Source organism: Maricaulis salignorans, from assembly GCF_900103475.1.
Classification (GTDB): Bacteria; Pseudomonadota; Alphaproteobacteria; order Caulobacterales; family Maricaulaceae; genus Maricaulis; species Maricaulis salignorans.
In genome coordinates, this window is record NZ_FNHG01000004.1 from 1 (window position 1) to 14,920 (window position 14,920).

General features: G+C 64.1%; 15 protein-coding genes and 1 tRNA gene. 7 read left to right on the forward strand and 9 right to left on the reverse strand.

What is annotated here, in order from left to right; genetic code table 11:
• Nucleotides 1-245 (reverse strand): IS5 family transposase (locus BLT42_RS04665; protein ID WP_143024046.1); only part of this gene is annotated, 245 nt, incomplete at its 3' end.
• 181 nt (nt 246-426) lie between these two features.
• Here BLT42_RS04665 and BLT42_RS04670 point away from each other — a divergent pair.
• The 4 genes from BLT42_RS04670 to BLT42_RS04685 all read left to right on the forward strand — a co-directional run bounded on the left by BLT42_RS04670 (nt 427) and on the right by BLT42_RS04685 (nt 5,126).
• Nucleotides 427-1,317 (forward strand): N-formylglutamate amidohydrolase, encoded by an 891-nt coding sequence (locus BLT42_RS04670; RefSeq protein ID WP_233342320.1) that lies wholly within the window; start codon nt 427-429, stop codon nt 1,315-1,317.
• Nucleotides 1,314-2,705: a YfcC family protein gene (locus BLT42_RS04675; RefSeq protein WP_233342321.1), complete on the forward strand. Its 1,392-nt coding sequence runs from the start codon at nt 1,314-1,316 to the stop codon at nt 2,703-2,705. Before BLT42_RS04670 ends, BLT42_RS04675 begins: the two co-directional genes overlap by 4 nt.
• 75 nt (nt 2,706-2,780) lie before the next feature.
• Nucleotides 2,781-4,127: a M20/M25/M40 family metallo-hydrolase gene (locus BLT42_RS04680; protein ID WP_091767590.1), complete on the forward strand. Its 1,347-nt coding sequence runs from the start codon at nt 2,781-2,783 to the stop codon at nt 4,125-4,127.
• 117 nt (nt 4,128-4,244) lie between these two features.
• Nucleotides 4,245-5,126 (forward strand): LysR family transcriptional regulator, encoded by an 882-nt coding sequence (locus BLT42_RS04685; protein ID WP_091767593.1) that lies wholly within the window; start codon nt 4,245-4,247, stop codon nt 5,124-5,126.
• A gap of 85 nt (nt 5,127-5,211) precedes the next feature.
• Here BLT42_RS04685 and BLT42_RS04690 read toward each other — a convergent pair.
• A tRNA-Lys gene (locus BLT42_RS04690) sits at nt 5,212-5,287 on the reverse strand.
• Between the two features lie 116 nt (nt 5,288-5,403).
• On the opposite strand from BLT42_RS04690, the gene BLT42_RS04695 reads away from it, so the two are divergent.
• Complete coding sequence (locus BLT42_RS04695) at nt 5,404-6,012, forward strand: hypothetical protein (RefSeq protein ID WP_233342322.1); 609 nt, start codon at nt 5,404-5,406, stop codon at nt 6,010-6,012.
• Here the strand turns inward: BLT42_RS04695 and BLT42_RS04700 are convergent.
• The 3 genes from BLT42_RS04700 to queA are packed head-to-tail and all read right to left on the reverse strand — an operon-like array spanning nt 6,009 to nt 8,745.
• Nucleotides 6,009-6,551 (reverse strand): GNAT family N-acetyltransferase, encoded by a 543-nt coding sequence (locus BLT42_RS04700; protein WP_091767596.1) that lies wholly within the window; start codon nt 6,549-6,551, stop codon nt 6,009-6,011. The two genes, BLT42_RS04695 and BLT42_RS04700, sit on opposite strands and share 4 nt — an antisense overlap.
• Nucleotides 6,548-7,690, reverse strand: coding sequence for a tRNA guanosine(34) transglycosylase Tgt (gene tgt, locus BLT42_RS04705; protein WP_091767599.1), 1,143 nt, complete (start codon nt 7,688-7,690; stop codon nt 6,548-6,550). Before tgt ends, BLT42_RS04700 begins: the two co-directional genes overlap by 4 nt.
• Nucleotides 7,687-8,745, reverse strand: a complete 1,059-nt coding sequence (queA, locus tag BLT42_RS04710; RefSeq protein ID WP_091768126.1) for a tRNA preQ1(34) S-adenosylmethionine ribosyltransferase-isomerase QueA — start codon at nt 8,743-8,745, stop codon at nt 7,687-7,689. Before queA ends, tgt begins: the two co-directional genes overlap by 4 nt.
• An 84-nt stretch (nt 8,746-8,829) precedes the next feature.
• On the opposite strand from queA, the gene BLT42_RS04715 reads away from it, so the two are divergent.
• Nucleotides 8,830-9,846 (forward strand): endonuclease/exonuclease/phosphatase family protein, encoded by a 1,017-nt coding sequence (locus BLT42_RS04715; protein WP_176780255.1) that lies wholly within the window; start codon nt 8,830-8,832, stop codon nt 9,844-9,846.
• 966 nt (nt 9,847-10,812) lie between these two features.
• Here the strand turns inward: BLT42_RS04715 and BLT42_RS04725 are convergent.
• From BLT42_RS04725 to coaD, 4 genes are all read right to left on the reverse strand, one after another.
• Entirely contained in the window at nt 10,813-12,042 is a 1,230-nt protein-coding gene (locus BLT42_RS04725; protein WP_091767604.1) for a Vgb family protein, read from the reverse strand.
• A gap of 688 nt (nt 12,043-12,730) precedes the next feature.
• Nucleotides 12,731-13,183 carry a peptidylprolyl isomerase gene (locus BLT42_RS04730; RefSeq protein WP_091767607.1) on the reverse strand — a complete coding sequence of 151 codons (453 nt, stop codon included), beginning with the start codon at nt 13,181-13,183 and terminating at the stop codon, nt 12,731-12,733.
• A gap of 5 nt (nt 13,184-13,188) precedes the next feature.
• Nucleotides 13,189-14,139 carry a peptidylprolyl isomerase gene (locus BLT42_RS04735; protein WP_143024047.1) on the reverse strand — a complete coding sequence of 317 codons (951 nt, stop codon included), beginning with the start codon at nt 14,137-14,139 and terminating at the stop codon, nt 13,189-13,191.
• On the reverse strand, nt 14,136-14,624 hold the full coding sequence (coaD, locus tag BLT42_RS04740) for a pantetheine-phosphate adenylyltransferase (protein ID WP_091768132.1): 489 nt from the start codon (nt 14,622-14,624) through the stop codon (nt 14,136-14,138). Before coaD ends, BLT42_RS04735 begins: the two co-directional genes overlap by 4 nt.
• On the opposite strand from coaD, the gene BLT42_RS14950 reads away from it, so the two are divergent.
• Nucleotides 14,623-14,805 (forward strand): hypothetical protein, encoded by a 183-nt coding sequence (locus BLT42_RS14950; RefSeq protein ID WP_143024048.1) that lies wholly within the window; start codon nt 14,623-14,625, stop codon nt 14,803-14,805. The genes coaD and BLT42_RS14950 overlap by 2 nt on opposite strands.
• The last annotated feature ends 115 nt before the right edge of the window (nt 14,806-14,920 follow it).

Consider the following 14,920-nt stretch of genomic DNA (forward strand, 5'->3'; position numbering starts at 1 on the left):
CGGGCCAATTCCTCGAACACCCTCAACCAGATACCTCGCTTGGCCCAGCGATTGAACCGGTTGTAGACCGTTGTGTAAGGGCCGTACCGACCGGGAAGGTCGCGCCACGGAGCCCCGGTGCGCAGCACATAGAAGATCGCGTTCACCACCCGCCGATCGTCCACCCGCCGCTTGCCCTTGCCCGGCTTGGGCAAGAGCGGCCCGACAAGCGCCCACTCTTCATCGCTCAAATCATAACGTGCCATGATCTCCTCCTGCTTCGCGCAGAAGTGAATCACGCAATCAACGATCCGGGAATCCCCTTATTGAGTACAGACCCTAGACCTGGGTCTGCCTGGGGCCCGGCCATCACTATTTGCTGGTCTACCGCGCGAATTCCCGGAAGATTGCCCGGCAGCGCCGAATCCACGGTGCCCGGAGTTCTTCGTGCTGACACCCCGTCCTGCCGCGCCCGCTTTCCGCCTCTGCCTGCCGGAGGAGGCTGCAACCCTTCCGCTGGTGCTGGATTCGCCGCATAGCGGCACAGCGCTGCCGCCCGGCTTCCAGACACTGGCGACACGCGAGCAGCAGCTCACCGCCTGGGATGCCTTCATTCCGGATTTGTGGCGCGGCGCGGTCGCGGCAGGCGCCAGCCTGATCGAGGCGGATTTCGCCCGCATCGTCATCGACCCGAACAGGGCGGTCGATGATATCGATCCGGATATGGTCGACGGGGCATGGCCGCTCGCCTGGGGCAAGCTGGCACCGACGCGCTATAGCGCGCGCGGCATGGGCCTGATCCGCAAGCTGATCCTGCCCGGCCTGCCCATGTATGCCGGACCGCTGACGCCGCAGGAAATTCACCAGCGGATCGACACGCTCTACACGCCCTATCACTGCGCCCTCGCCGACCGGCTCGATGCCCTGCACGCCCGCTTCGGAGCGGTCTGGCATATCGATTGTCACTCGATGAAATCGCGGGCCAATGCGATGAATATCGATCTGGGCCAGGCGCGGCCCGACATCGTGCTCGGCGATCTCGACGGAAGCAGTGCAGCGGCGGAATTCACCGATCTGGTCGAGTGTGAATTGCGCGCCTGCGGCTATTCCGTCGCGCGTAACCAGCCCTATAAGGGCGGCGATATCGTGCGCCGCCATGGCGATCCGGCGCGCGATCGCCACAGCCTGCAGATCGAGATCAATCGCGCCCTCTATCTCGACGAGACCCGTTTCGAACCCTCGCCCGGCTTTGACCAGCTCCAACGCGATCTCACCCGCCTCGCCCAGGCGATTGCCACCGATCTGCGCGCGCGGATCCAGCCAGGACAGAGCCGATGACAAGCACTGCCAAACCGGCCCGCCCGATGAATCCGGTCATCATCTTGCTGGGAATTCTGCTGCTGGCGACACTGATGACCTGGCTGGTCGGCTCGGGCAGCTATGAGCGCAGCGGACGGCTCATCGTGCCCGACAGCTATGCGCCCATGGCCAAGGACTGGTCGCTGACGGGAGTTTTCGTCCCGGTCGACGCCCGCGAGGGCATGGCCACACCGGTCAGCCTGACCGAGACCGTGCGCGCGATTCCCGAAGGCCTGCAGCGCGCCGCCAATCTCATCTTCATGGTGTTGATCATTGGCGGGCTGTTCGGGATTCTCGACCGAGCCGGCGTGGTGGAGAATGGCATTAACCGGCTGCTGCATGCCGTGAAGGGCAATGTCATGGTGCTGGTCGCAGCCCTGATGACCATCTTCTCGGCCGGCAGTGCCTTTCTCGGACTCGCCTCGGAATATCTGATCGTTATCCCGGTGATGACAGCGCTGGCCCTGCGCATTGGCCTGTCGCCGATCATCGGCTTCGCGATCGTCACCATCGCGGTCAAGGTCGGCTATCTCGCCTCGGTCACCAATCCGATCCCCCTGACCATCGCCCAGCCGCTGGTCGGTGTGCCTATCTTTTCCGGCGCCGGATTGCGCCTCGCCTTCTATGCCGTCTTCCTCGCTGCCGGGATCGGCTTTCTGCTCTATCGCGTCCGCGGCATGACGGATGGCCGCGCCATCACCGTCAGCGATCACCCGGTCCCCGACATGACATGGCGTGAAGGCGCCATGCTGGCCATCCTGGTCGCCGGAATCGGTATCATCCTCACCGGATCGACCCGCTGGGAATGGTCGCATCACGAGCTTTCAGCCTGCTATATCGCCATGAGCCTCGGCCTCGCCGCCGCCAGTGGCCTGTCGCCGAATGACAGCGCTGACGCCTTTATCTCCGGCATGAAGAAGGTGCTGCTCGCCAGCGCCCTGATCGGCGTCGCCATGGCCGTCACCGTGGTACTGGAGGATGGCCGCATCCTCGATACCATCGTGCATGCCCTCAATGGGGCGGTCGGCGAGCACGGCGCCTATGTCACCGCCCTGTCGATGTTCGGTTCGCAGCTCCTGCTCGACTTCCTCATCCCCTCGACCTCGGGCCAGGCGGCCGTCACCATGCCGATCCTGGCGCCACTGGCGCAATTGGCCGATGTCGGGCCGCAAACCACCGTCATCGCCTTCCTGTTCGGCAATGGCATCACCAATATGCTGACCCCGACCTCGGGCACGCTGCTGGCCTATCTCGCCGCCGGCCGTATTGACTGGCTCGACTGGGCCAAATTCATCGCCCCGCTCTGGGCCGGCTTTATCGTCATCGCCAGCATCCTTCTTGCGATCGCGGTCTGGCTGGGCGCCTGAGACGGGCGGCGGGCGCTGGCCAGCCCTGTCATTCCCGTTATATTTGACCGCAAATCCGCCGCGTCAGGAGTTATCATGCCCACCAGAACGATCATCGCCAGTCTTGCCGCCCTCGCCCTGCTCGGCGGCTGTGCCAGCACGGGCTGGATGACGCCCCCGGCTGCGCCTGCCGGGATAGTCGCTCCAGTGGAGCCGGCAGCGCCGGTCGATGACGGCATCGTCGCCGGTCTGCTGACCGACAATCAGGTCCAGACCGCCTTTGCCGAGATCGAGGCGATGCGCGCGCTCAATAATGAGCGCCTGGTCGAGCTGACGGAAATCCCCGCCCCGCCCTTCGCCGAACAGGCGCGCGGCGCTGACATGGCGGCGCGGATGCGGGCGCTCGGCCTGAGCGATGTCTCGATTGACGCGGTTGGCAATGTCATCGCCCGCCGTCCCGGCACCGCCGGCAGCGAGGCGCGCAGTATCGCCATTGTCGCCCATCTCGACACCGTCTTCCCGGAAGGCACAGACGTCACCGTGCACCGTGAGGGCGATCTGTTCACCGCGCCGGGCATTGGCGATAATTCGCGCGGACTTGTGGTCCTGCTCAGCCTGATCGACGCGATGCAGCGCGCCGGGATCGAGACCCGCGATGACCTCGTCTTCATCGCCTCGGTCGGCGAGGAAGGCCTCGGAGATCTGCGCGGTGTGCGCCATCTCTATGAGACTGACGCCTCCCCCTTTGCCAGCTTCATCGCGATTGATGGCGGCGATGCCGCGCGCCTGGTCGTCACCGCGGTTGGCTCGATCCGCTACCGCGTCACCTTCCGGGGCCCCGGCGGCCATTCCTACGGACATTTCGGCCGCGCCCAGCCGCACCAGGCCCTGGCCGAGGCGATCCTGCGCTTCACCGAAGCGGCAACACCGATCACCCTGGACGGCACCAAGGCGACCTTCTCCTTCGGCCGCGTCGGCGGTGGCACCTCGGTCAATTCCATTCCCTTCGAGAGCTGGATGGAGGTTGATATGCGTTCGGCCAATCCACAAAAACTCGATGCCCTGCACCAGGCCTTCCTGAATTCGGTCGATGCGGCACTGGAGGCGGCCAATGCGCGCCGGCGCGAGAATGAAGCCCTGACCGTCGATCTCGATCCCGTCGGCTCCCGGCCGCCGGGCGAAGGCGATCTCAACGCGCCGATCGTACTGCACGCCATGGCAGCGATCCGGGCCATGGGCCAGGAGCCGGAACTGACCGCATCCTCCACCGACGCCAATATTCCCATCTCGCGGGGCGTCCCGTCGGTGACGATGAGCCGCGGCGGCATCTCGCGCAATGCCCACGCGCCCAATGAGAGCTGGCTTGATCAGGACTCGCACGAGGCGATCCAGATGGCCTTGCTCGTCGCATTGGCCGAGGCGGGACTGGTAAGCAGCGAGTAGTATCGCTGCCGCATATGGCGTCGCTCCGGTTTCCGTTTGACTTGCGATGCGCGCTCATTCATTTTTGATTGAAAGGCCTACATTTTGGGCTAGCTCTTAATCATTTTTGGATACCCGATGATACGCGACTTCGATTGGTCCCACCTGCAAACCTTCCTGTCGGTCGCCGAACACGGCACGCTGTCCGGTGCCGCCCGCGCCACCGGCGGCAGTCAGCCGACCATGGGCCGCCATATCGCGGCGCTGGAAGACCAGCTGGGCGTGCGCCTGTTTGATCGCGCGCCGCATGGCCTCGCGCTGACGCCGACCGGCGCCGACCTGGTCGAGCATGCCCGCGCGATGGCAACGGCCGCCAACCAGCTCTCCCTCACCGCCAGCGGCCGCAGCGAACGCATTGGCGGCACGATCCGGATCACCGCCTCGGAGATCATGTCGACCTATACCTTGCCCGCCATATTGACCGCCCTGCACCGGGCCGAGCCGGAGATCGAAGTCGAACTGGTTTCTTCCGACCGCAGCGAAAACCTGCTGCAGCGCGAGGCCGATATCGCAATCCGCATGTACCGTCCCACCCAGGCGGACGTGTTCACGAAAAAGGTCGGAGACCTGCAACTCGCCATGTTCGCGGCGCATGACTATATCGCCCGGCGCGGCGCACCGACGACGCTGGAGGAATTCCGTAGTCATGACGTGATCGGCTATGACCGCAGCGAGGTGATGCTGCGCGGCTTCGCCGAAGCCGGGCTCCACGTCGACCGGCATTTCTTCGGCTTCCGATGCGACAGCCAGGTCGTGGGGTGGCAAATGGTCATCGCCGGTTTCGGGATCGGCTTCAATCAGCTGGAAATCGGGCTCGCAGAACCGGCGGTGCAACGAATCGTAACCGACACGCCCATGCCCGCCCTGCCGATCTGGCTCACCGCCCATTCCGAACTCAAGACCAGCCGCCGGGTCCGGCGCGTGTTCGATTTCCTCGCCGAAGCGCTGAAGACGCACTGAAGACAGCACGAACACCATCCGGCACAGCCCGGCTGGCAAGCAGGGGCTCGCCGGTTCGGTCACGATCTCAATGTCTGAAAAGAAATGGTGAGCCCGCCGGGGCTCGAACCCGGGACCTACTGATTAAAAGTCAGTTGCTCTACCAGCTGAGCTACAGGCTCCTCATTTGAGGAGGGCTCTACCTATAGGGCCGATTCCGGCGGGTCAATCGCGCTTTGCCTATGGATTTCAGCAATCCGGATGCGATTTTGCCATAATTGGCGGTAATATCGAATGCATGAGTGGAAAGATCAGTCTCCTGACATGTGTGATGGTGGCGTTAGCCGCCAGCGCATGCTCGTCGACCGGCCAGAGCGCCGGAAATTTTGGCCGTGAAGAAACCAGCACGGCTGTCGAGGATGCCATCGGCCTGCCGCGCGACCGGCCCGGCCCTGTCATGGTCGATGAGGGCGACGACACCGTGCCCACACCCTATGGCGGCGAGGGCTCGCCGCGGCGGTGTTCGACCATTGCGCGCGATGTCGCCCGGCTGACGGTTGTGCTCGGGGCTGATGTCGAGGAAGCACAGCGCCAGCAGGCCGAGGAAGACACGCAGCGCGAGGGCTGGATCAGCCAGGGCGCGCAGTTCGCCTCGCAGGCACCGGAACTCGCCACGGACGGTGCCTGGGGCCTGTATCACTCCACGATTGTCGGTCTCAACCCGGTCCGCCCGGTGATCCGCTTCATCGGCGGTGCCGGCCGGATCGAGACCGATGCCCGCGAACGCCGTGAAATGGCCCAGCGCCGCCGCGCCTATCTGCGCGGAATTTATGACGGGTTTGGCTGTCCGGCTGTTCAGATGCGACGGGCTTTCGAGGCCTATGGGCTGGTGGAAGCCTCGAATTAGGACGCGGGGCCGAGCTGGCGCCAGAAAAGACGCGTATCGCACGCCGCCCCGTCGGGCATCAGCGCATAGCCGGGAATAACGCCCAGCGCCGTCCAGCCGGCGCGGTGATAGAGACGATCAGCGGGCGTACCCGGCACCGTGTCCAGCACGAGCAGGGTCTTGCCAGCCTCAAGCGCTGCCGTCTCGACTGCGGCCAGCAAGGCCGCGCCGAGCCCCTGACGCCGGGCGCTGGAATGAACCAGCATTTTGGAGACATCACCGCGATGCGGCTGATTGTCCGGCTGGGCCAGGACCAGCTGGACGGAACCGGTCACGCGGCCTCCCTCACCGTCCGTCGCCGCCAGCAGGATGCGCTCGCCGCGCTCGACACTGGCAATAATTCCCTGCCAGAACAGGCGCGCCCGCTCTGCGGAGAGCGGCGCCATGAAGCCGATCGACGCCCCGCCACCAACGATATCGAGCAGCAGGTCGCAGAATTCATCCAGCCGGACGGCGATATCTTCCGCCGTCAGGGCACGGATATGGGGCGCGCCGCTCATGCGCTGCGCGTCGCCGCCTCGGCGATGCCCTGATCCCATTTCGCCCGGAATTCGCGCCGGAATGCCTCGTACTCACCGGCTGCGATGGCGGCGCGGATGCGGGCCATCAAGTGTTCGAAATAGGCGATATTGTGCCAGGAGATCAGCATGGCCGAGAGGTATTCGCCTGATTTAAAGAGGTGATTGAGATAGGCCTTGGAATAGTCGCGGCTGGCGGGGCAATCGATCTCCGGCGCCAGCGGCGTGTCATCCTCGATGAATTCGGCGCGCTTGATATTGATCGGACCATAATCCGACCAGGCCTGGCCATGGCGGCCCGAGCGGGTCGGCAGGACGCAATCGAACATGTCGACGCCGCGCGCGACCGCCTCGACCAGATCGATCGGCTTGCCGACGCCCATCAGATAGCGCGGACGTTCCACCGGCAGATGCGGTGTGGTGAAATCGAGCACATCGCACATCTGCTCGAAGCCCTCACCGACGGCGAGGCCGCCAATGGCATAGCCATCAAATCCGATTTCCTTAAGCCCTTCAGCCGATTGGCGCCGCAGGTCTTCAAACACCGAACCCTGGACAATACCGAACAAGACCTGGTCATCGCGGCTGCCGAACGCGTCTTTTGAGCGCTGGCCCCAACGCAGGGAAAGCTCCAGCGAGGCCTGGGCCTCCGCAGGGGTGCAGCCAAAAGCGGTGCATTCATCGAGCTGCATGGAGATATCAGCGCCGAGCAGATCAGCCTGGATCTCGATCGAGCGTTCCGGCGAGAGGTGATGTTTCGAGCCGTCGATATGGCTCTGGAAGGTCACGCCCTGCTCGTTCATCTTGCGCAGTTTCGACAGTGACCAGACCTGGAAACCACCGCTATCGGTCAGGATGGGGCCTTGCCAGGTGGAGAATTTTTGCAATCCGCCCATGCGCTTGACGCGTTCGGCACCGGGGCGGAGCATGAGGTGATAGGTATTGCCCAGAATGATGTCGGCACCGGTCTCCTTGACCTGGTCCATATAGAGCGCCTTGACCGTGCCCGCCGTGCCGACCGGCATGAAGGCCGGGGTGCGAATATCGCCGCGCGGGGTCTTGAGCACGCCGGTGCGCGCCGCCCCGTCTGTCGCGTGGATTTCATAGGCAAAGACGCTCATCGGGCGCGCTCCAACAGGCTGGTATCCCCGTAGGAATAGAAACGGTAACCGTTTTCAATGGCATGGGCATAGGCGCGCTGCATGGTTTCGAGCCCGGCCAGGGCGCTGACCAGCATGAAAAGCGTCGAGCGCGGCAGGTGGAAATTGGTCAAAAGCGCGTCGGTGATGCGGAAATCATAGCCGGGCGTGATGAAAATCTCGGTGTCGCGGCTGCCCGATTCGATGCGGCCGATTTCCGGCGCCAGGCTCTCCAGGGTGCGCAGCGCCGTGGTGCCGACCGCGATGACGCGGCGGCCCTGTAACCTTGCCGTATTGATGGCGTTGGCTGCCTGCTCGCTGACCGTACACCATTCGCCATGCATCCGGTGGTCTGCCGTATCCTCGGCCTTGACGGGCAGAAAGGTGCCGGCGCCGACATGCAGGGTGACATCGCAGCGCTCGACGCCGCGCGCGGCCAGGGCGTCGAACAGGCGCTCGGTGAAATGCAGGCCGGCGGTCGGTGCGGCCACGCTACCATCTTCGCGTGCGAACAATGTCTGGTAATCCTCGACATCGGCCGCATCAACACTTCGCTTGCGAGCAATATAGGGTGGCAGAGGCGGCACACCGGTCGCGGCGATAGCTTCATCGAGCACGGCGCCGGACAGATCGAAGGCCAACAGCGTGTCGCCGCCGGGCCCCTTCTCGATCACTTCGGCGGAGAATGTGCCAAATGCGATGCTGTCGCCGATCTTCAGCCGCTTGGCCGGGCGGATGAAGGCGCGCCAGCGATCCGGCCCGGCGCGCTTGTGCAGATTGATCTCGCAGCTGACATCTCCGCCGCCGCCAAGCGCGCGCGCGGCGCGGGTGCCGACCAGGGCTGCCGGAATGACGCGGGTATCATTGAAGACCAGAAGATCGCCGGCCCGCAACAGGTCCGGCAGGTCCAGCACTTGCCTGTCCGCGAGCGCGCCGGAGGCATCAACATGCAGCAGCCGCGCGCTGTCGCGGGGCCGCGCCGGGCGCAAGGCAATACTGGCCTCGGGCAGGTCAAAATCGAAATCATCTACGCGCATCCGCAGGGGTCTAGCTTCGGACTCACGGCTTCGCAATCTTTGCGGTGTAGTGAAAGGCTCAAACGCCGCGACCGGATCCTTGCCTTGCGTCATACAATCAGCGCCATTCTCGTCCTCGCCGGACTGATCGGTCTCGCCGTCATACTGGCCCTGGCCCCGCTCTGGCGCGGTTTTGACGCCTTGCGCGAGCTGTGGCCCATCCTGGTGGTCCTGGCGACGCTCGGGGTCCTGTTTCTGCTCGGCAATCGTCACAGACAGGTCCGCTGGATCGCACTGGCCGCCCTGCTGGCCATCATCGCGCCGGGCCTTGGTGAAAGCTGGCGCGCGATGCCTGACCCGTTTGCGGCAACCCCCGCCTCGCCCCGCCCGGGCGAAATCGACCTCGCTATCGGCACCCATAATCTGTGGGGCCGCAATGCTTCCCCCGACGCCGCAGCAAACCTGCTCCCGCCGATGGCACCCGATGTGCTCGCTCTTCAGGAGGCGTTCGGGCAAGCGCGCGCCGCTGCCGATGCCATGCAGGCGCAATACGCTTTCGCGGCGCGCTGCCGCTCCAACCGGCTGCTGAGCAATCTGCCCATTCTTGCATCGGGCTGTGTCGAGACCCCGCCCGAAGTGATGGCTGCGGCGACCATTCCCTGCGACTGGGAAATGCCGCCCGCCGTCTGGGCCCGCCTGCAATTGCCCGATGGCAGCGAGGCCGTCTTCGTTTCGGTACATCTGACCTGGCCCTTCCCCGGCGCCACCCAGGACTGCCAGCGCCGCGGCCTGGCGCGGGCGCTGGCGCACTGGCCGCAGGACCGCCTCGTCATAATGGGCGATTTCAACGCCGCCGCCCCGGCCCTCGCGCTCTCCCGGCTCAGCCGCGATTTCGGCCTGGAACGCCGCTCGATCGGCATCGCCACCTTCCCCGCCGAGGGCCGGTTCGAACAGGCCGGCTGGGGCACGCCGCCCTTTGCGCCGATGCTGCTGGGGATTGATCATATCTTCGCCGGGGAAGCCTGGCAGACGATCTCGATCCACGCCGGACCGAATACGGGGTCGGATCATCGGCCCTTGCTGGCGAGGCTGCGGCTGAGGGCGGCGGACGCTCAGCCGTGAGAGCAGTTTTCCGGGTCCTGACCATGTCTGCCCTCCCGATCAAACCGCCTCAATCAAACGTCATGCTGACGACGGTCAGGCCCCGGTTTCAGCCGTCACGCGAATAGAACAGGCGACAGACTTCATTGCGTCGCCGCTCTATGAACTTGGCCCTGACCGTTGTCAGGGTGACGATATTTTTGAACTTTTGAGAATTAATTGTCTCAAGCTCTTCCCCCGGAGGAGCACAGCGAATTCCGGGGCCTACCACGCGTTGACCGCCTGGCTGGATTTCCCTCCGGCAGACCCCGGAACACGTCCGGGGAAAAAGCTATGTTGTGTTTAGTCCCGAGTAGGCCCGTGGCCACACCTCGCCCTGAAGCCCATGCCGGGATCCGGCCAGACTGGAATTATCTAGTCAAGGGTGAAACCGCGAAGCGGCGCTACGCGCCCTTGACTAGATAATTCCAGTCTGGCGCCCTGCTTGGCAAGGATTTCAGGGGTCGATGCGCCCGGCGCGGGCAAGTTTTGAAGGGAAGTAATTTTGCAGAAATTTGGACCGAGGGTGATGGTGTGCGCGCCCGTGCCCGTTATTTGTGGGCAATATGATCTGGACGAGAAATAGAGGTAGCCATGCAGCACGTCATATTTGTGGGCCGGGCATTATTGATCGCCGCTCTGGTCGGGCTTTTCACCGGGGCGCTTCTCGACCTCCTTCTAGCTTGGACCCAAGACGAGCCGCTTTTGCTCTCCTGGGGCCGCCCATTACTCCTGGCAGGCATCCTCGTATTTGTCCAAGCGGTGGCGGTGGCTTCTCGGTACATATCCAAGAATAAACAGTAACAGCCGTCTATTGCGACGCGCATCTGTCTGAGTAGGGAGGACACTCCACCAGCCTTTTGTTGTGCAGGGGGCCTATGCCTCAGACAAGACCATGCGGTCTTGAGAGGCGACCCGCGCCCGCCCCAGGATGCGCGCGCCCCCTCCTCAACGCCCCTCCACACTCACCCGCGCAATATGATTGGTCCCGCTCTGATGGATCAGCAGGGCCTCGCCATCGCGGCTGGTGCGCATGTGGCGCAAGATGCCGGCATGGACCGGGCCTGAAGGGATGGGCCAGCTCTGAAAAGCCTCGGTTTCGGGGTCGAAGCGCACCAGCATGTCGGGCCTCACGCCGCTTTCATTGTACCAGATCGCGCCATCAAACACGGCGATGGCATAGGGGTGCGAATCCGGACCGCTGGGCGAGGCCCATTCGCGGATATCGCCGGTGGCCGGTTCGTAGCGGCCGAGCCGTCCCAGTGCCGAATTGACCCACCAGATGATGCCATCGCTATCGATATCGAGGCGGCGCACGGTCGTGCCGGCGTCCGGCAGCGTGATTTCCTCGACGGCCATCGTGTCCGGATCGACGCGCAGCAGGCAATTGGCGCCATTGCAGGCGACCCAGACCATGCCATCGGCGGCGATCTTCACGCCATAGGGGCGCGAGCGTTCGCGCGGGCTGGTGACCAGGCGGACCTCGCCGCTTTGCGGGTCGAGACGGCCGATCATATTGCTGCCCTGGAGCGAGAACCAGAGGATGCCATCGGCGTCGAACTCGGCCGTGTGCGGATCGCGCGCAGCCTCGTCGGGCATCGGATACTCGGTGATCTCGCCGGTCGCCGCATCGAAGCGGCCAATGGTGGCGTTGCGATTGCCGGTATACCAGGCATCACCATCCGGGCCGATCGTCACCGAATGCGGCCGCGCGCCGGCGGGCAGATCGAATTCCTCCATCGCCCCCGTTTGCGGATCGAGCCGGCCGAGAATATCCAGCCATTGCCCCACCCACCAGATATGGCCATCGGGCCCCTCGACCGGATCGCGCGAACGCTGCCCCAGGGTCGGCACCTGCCATTCCTCGAAGCGGATGGTGAGCGGCCCGTCGACCGGTGTCGCGGCCCGGTTATCGTTCGGCGGGTAATGTTCCGCCAGATAGTCGAGGATCTCGGCCTGCATCTCCGGCGCGCCTGACAGATCCACCATGGTCGAGGTCAGCGCGCGCCAGTCATCGCGGGTATAGCCGGAGCTACGCTCGACCGTGCTGATCGCATGACAGGCCGCGCAGACGGATTCGACGGTGTCGCGGGCATGGCTGTCCGTTTGCGCGAAGGCTGCAGCGGGATAGCAAAGCGCGGCGGCGAGGATGAGAGCGGGAAGCGTGTGGCGCGGCATGTCAGGGCTTTCGGCGGTGGCATGATCGGGGCAGTGTAGCGGGGAAGTTTGGTTTGGGGGAGGGAAAACGGCGATGCGGTATCGCCAGCGGCGGCGACCGCCCTGGCAAGCGCAACGAACGCCACCTCCCAACAAGAACAACACATGTCATCCCTGACGGATGCCCCGCAAAAGCGGGGCGCAGATCAGGGACCCAGAACCTCCATCGCGACTCCAGCTTGATGAGTTCAGCCAATCGCGCAAGCCACATGCGTCGGGCGTCTGGGTCCCTGATCTCCGCCCGGATCGCTGGCGCGTCCGGGCATCCGTCAGGGATGACAACGCGTGGTGATTTGAGGTGAGAGGCCCCACGCAGGGCCAGAGCCCGCCCTGAAAACCATGCCGGGATCCGGCCAGACTGGACTTGTCTCGTCAAGGGTGAAACCGCGAAGCGGCGCTGCGCGCCCTTGACGAGACAAGTCCAGTCTGGCGCCCTGCTTGGCAAGGGCTTCAGGGATCGCTCTGCCCGGCGCGGGCGTGTTTTGAAGGGGCCTAATCGTCATCGAGATTTGGCCGCGAAAAGAGGAGGAGCGTCGTTTCCCATGTGCGGCGCAGGGCATCCACCGCACTACGCTCGCCCCCCAGCGAACAAAAAGCCGCGACACCCCCAGGGCATCGCGGCTCTTCAATTCAGCACATCCGCCGGGGCCTAAACCTCAACGATGCTCGCCTTGACGATCTTGCCAGGCTTTGCCGGTGGCTCGCCCTTGGGGATGGCGTCGACATGGTCCATGCCGTCGATCACTTCGCCCCAGACCGTGTACTGGTTGTCGAGATAGGGCACGGCATCCAGGCAGATGAAGAACTGGCTGTCGCCGCTGTTCGGGTCGGATGCGCGCGCCATCGACATGGTGCCGCGGACGTGTTTTTCGGCATTGAATTCAGCCGGGATCTTGGTGCCCGATCCGCCCATGCCATTGCCGTCCGGGCAACCGCCCTGGGCGACGAAACCGTCGATCACGCGGTGAAAGGTCAGACCGTCATAAAAGCCGGACTTCACCAGTTCGGTGATGCGGGCGACATGTTTGGGCGCCAGGTCGGGACGCAGTTTGATCGTCACGTCGCCACCCTCGAGGGTGAATACGAGTTGTTCTTCAGCCATTGAATTTACTCCAGAATTCGTGTCGGCACGGGAATTTCGCAAACATCCGGCAGAGCGCCGGCGGCATTGCGCAGTGAATCGAGATAGGCGGTGAAGGCGGCACTCTCGGTGTCGATCACCTGGACATGGGTGCGCTCGGCCTCGGGCAGGTCGGCGGCGACGCGCATGGAATCAATCGTGTCCGGCACGAAGCCCGGATCCTGACCCAGCGTGCCGAGGCGCAGGGCGTCAACCGCCTCCTGGCCAGCGCGCACGCGGCCCCACACCGTATAGATCGTGTTGAGGTGCTCGGCATTGCCGCGCGTGATGTAGAACTGGCTGCCGGCGCTGTTGGGATCATTGGTCCGCGCCATGGCGGCGGCGCCGGTGCAATGCAGGAGCCAGCTATTGATCATGCCATCGCCGGTCAGGGCCGCGGCGGCCAGCGTCTGGGTGCCGGCCGGGAAGCCGTTCCAGAAACCGGCGCGGGCTGAACGTGGATTGGCATCGCGATTGATCATCCGGTCCTGCAATTCGCTGACCGGCAATTCGGCGCCGCGGCGCACCGTGAATTCCGAGTTCATCGAGGGCAGTTCGCTGCGGTGATTGGGATTGGCGCGCGAGCCGCCGCCTTGGGCCATGAAGCCGTCGAGCACGCGGTGCCAGACGAGGAAATCATAGAATTGCGCCCGCGCCAGCGTCTTCATGCGCTCGACATGGGTCGGCGCGAATTCCGGGGCCAGCTCGACGACAACGCGGCCATGCGGCGTCTCGATATAGAGCGTGTTTTCCGGGTCGAGATCGCGCCAGGCGTCCTCGGGGAAATCATAGGCGACAGCACCGCCGCCCAGGGTCTCGTCCTGGACGAGTGTGGTGATGGCTGGATCGGATGTCTGCGGGGTCTCGGCTTCGCGCGCACAGGCAGCAGCGGTCAGCCCCATAGCCAGGACAAGGGAGAGTGAGAGATGCTTGATCACGCGAGACGCTCCTTCAAACGGGCCTTGATGGCCGCCGGCACAAACGCCGAAACTTCACCGCCGAGCGAAGCAATTTCCTTCACGAGGCGGGATGAAATGGCCTGGTGGCGTGGGTCCGCCATCAGGAAGACGGTCTCGATATCATCATTGAGCTGCTGATTCATCGCCACCATCTGGAATTCATATTCGAAATCGGACACGGCACGCAGTCCGCGTACAATCGATTGCGCCCCGACCTGTTCGGCGAAATGCATCAACAGGCCTTCAAAGGGCATGACCTCGATCACCGCATGGTCCGAGAATTGGGCCGCCTGCGAGCGCACCATGGCGACGCGCTCTTCAAGCGTGAAGAGGGGCTGTTTGGCGGCGTTGATCGCGACACCGATGATCAGGCGATCAACCAGTTTCACCGCCCGTCCGATAATATCGAGATGGCCATTGGTGAGCGGGTCGAAAGTACCTGGATACAGCGCGGTTCGGGTCATGAAAATCAACTCTCCCGGCAACGGCAATCTGCCCGCAGCATTCACCAACTCATCGCCTATTAGCGTGTTTGGCCGGGATTTTAAACGCCTGAAGCTGCAAGCCGGCCACAAAGCGCGCCTGCGTCCGTCGAAAAATACAGCGCGTGTCCGGGCAGGCGGGCCGCATCGGCGCGACGAATGACGGCTGGATACGACCGGCGCCGGTGCACGCCGCCTTCGTCGCATAAGCGGCCCGACGCGGTTTGAAACCGGTCTCGGCACGGGTAAATATGGTGTCGTCTGCCTTGCCCGTCCGG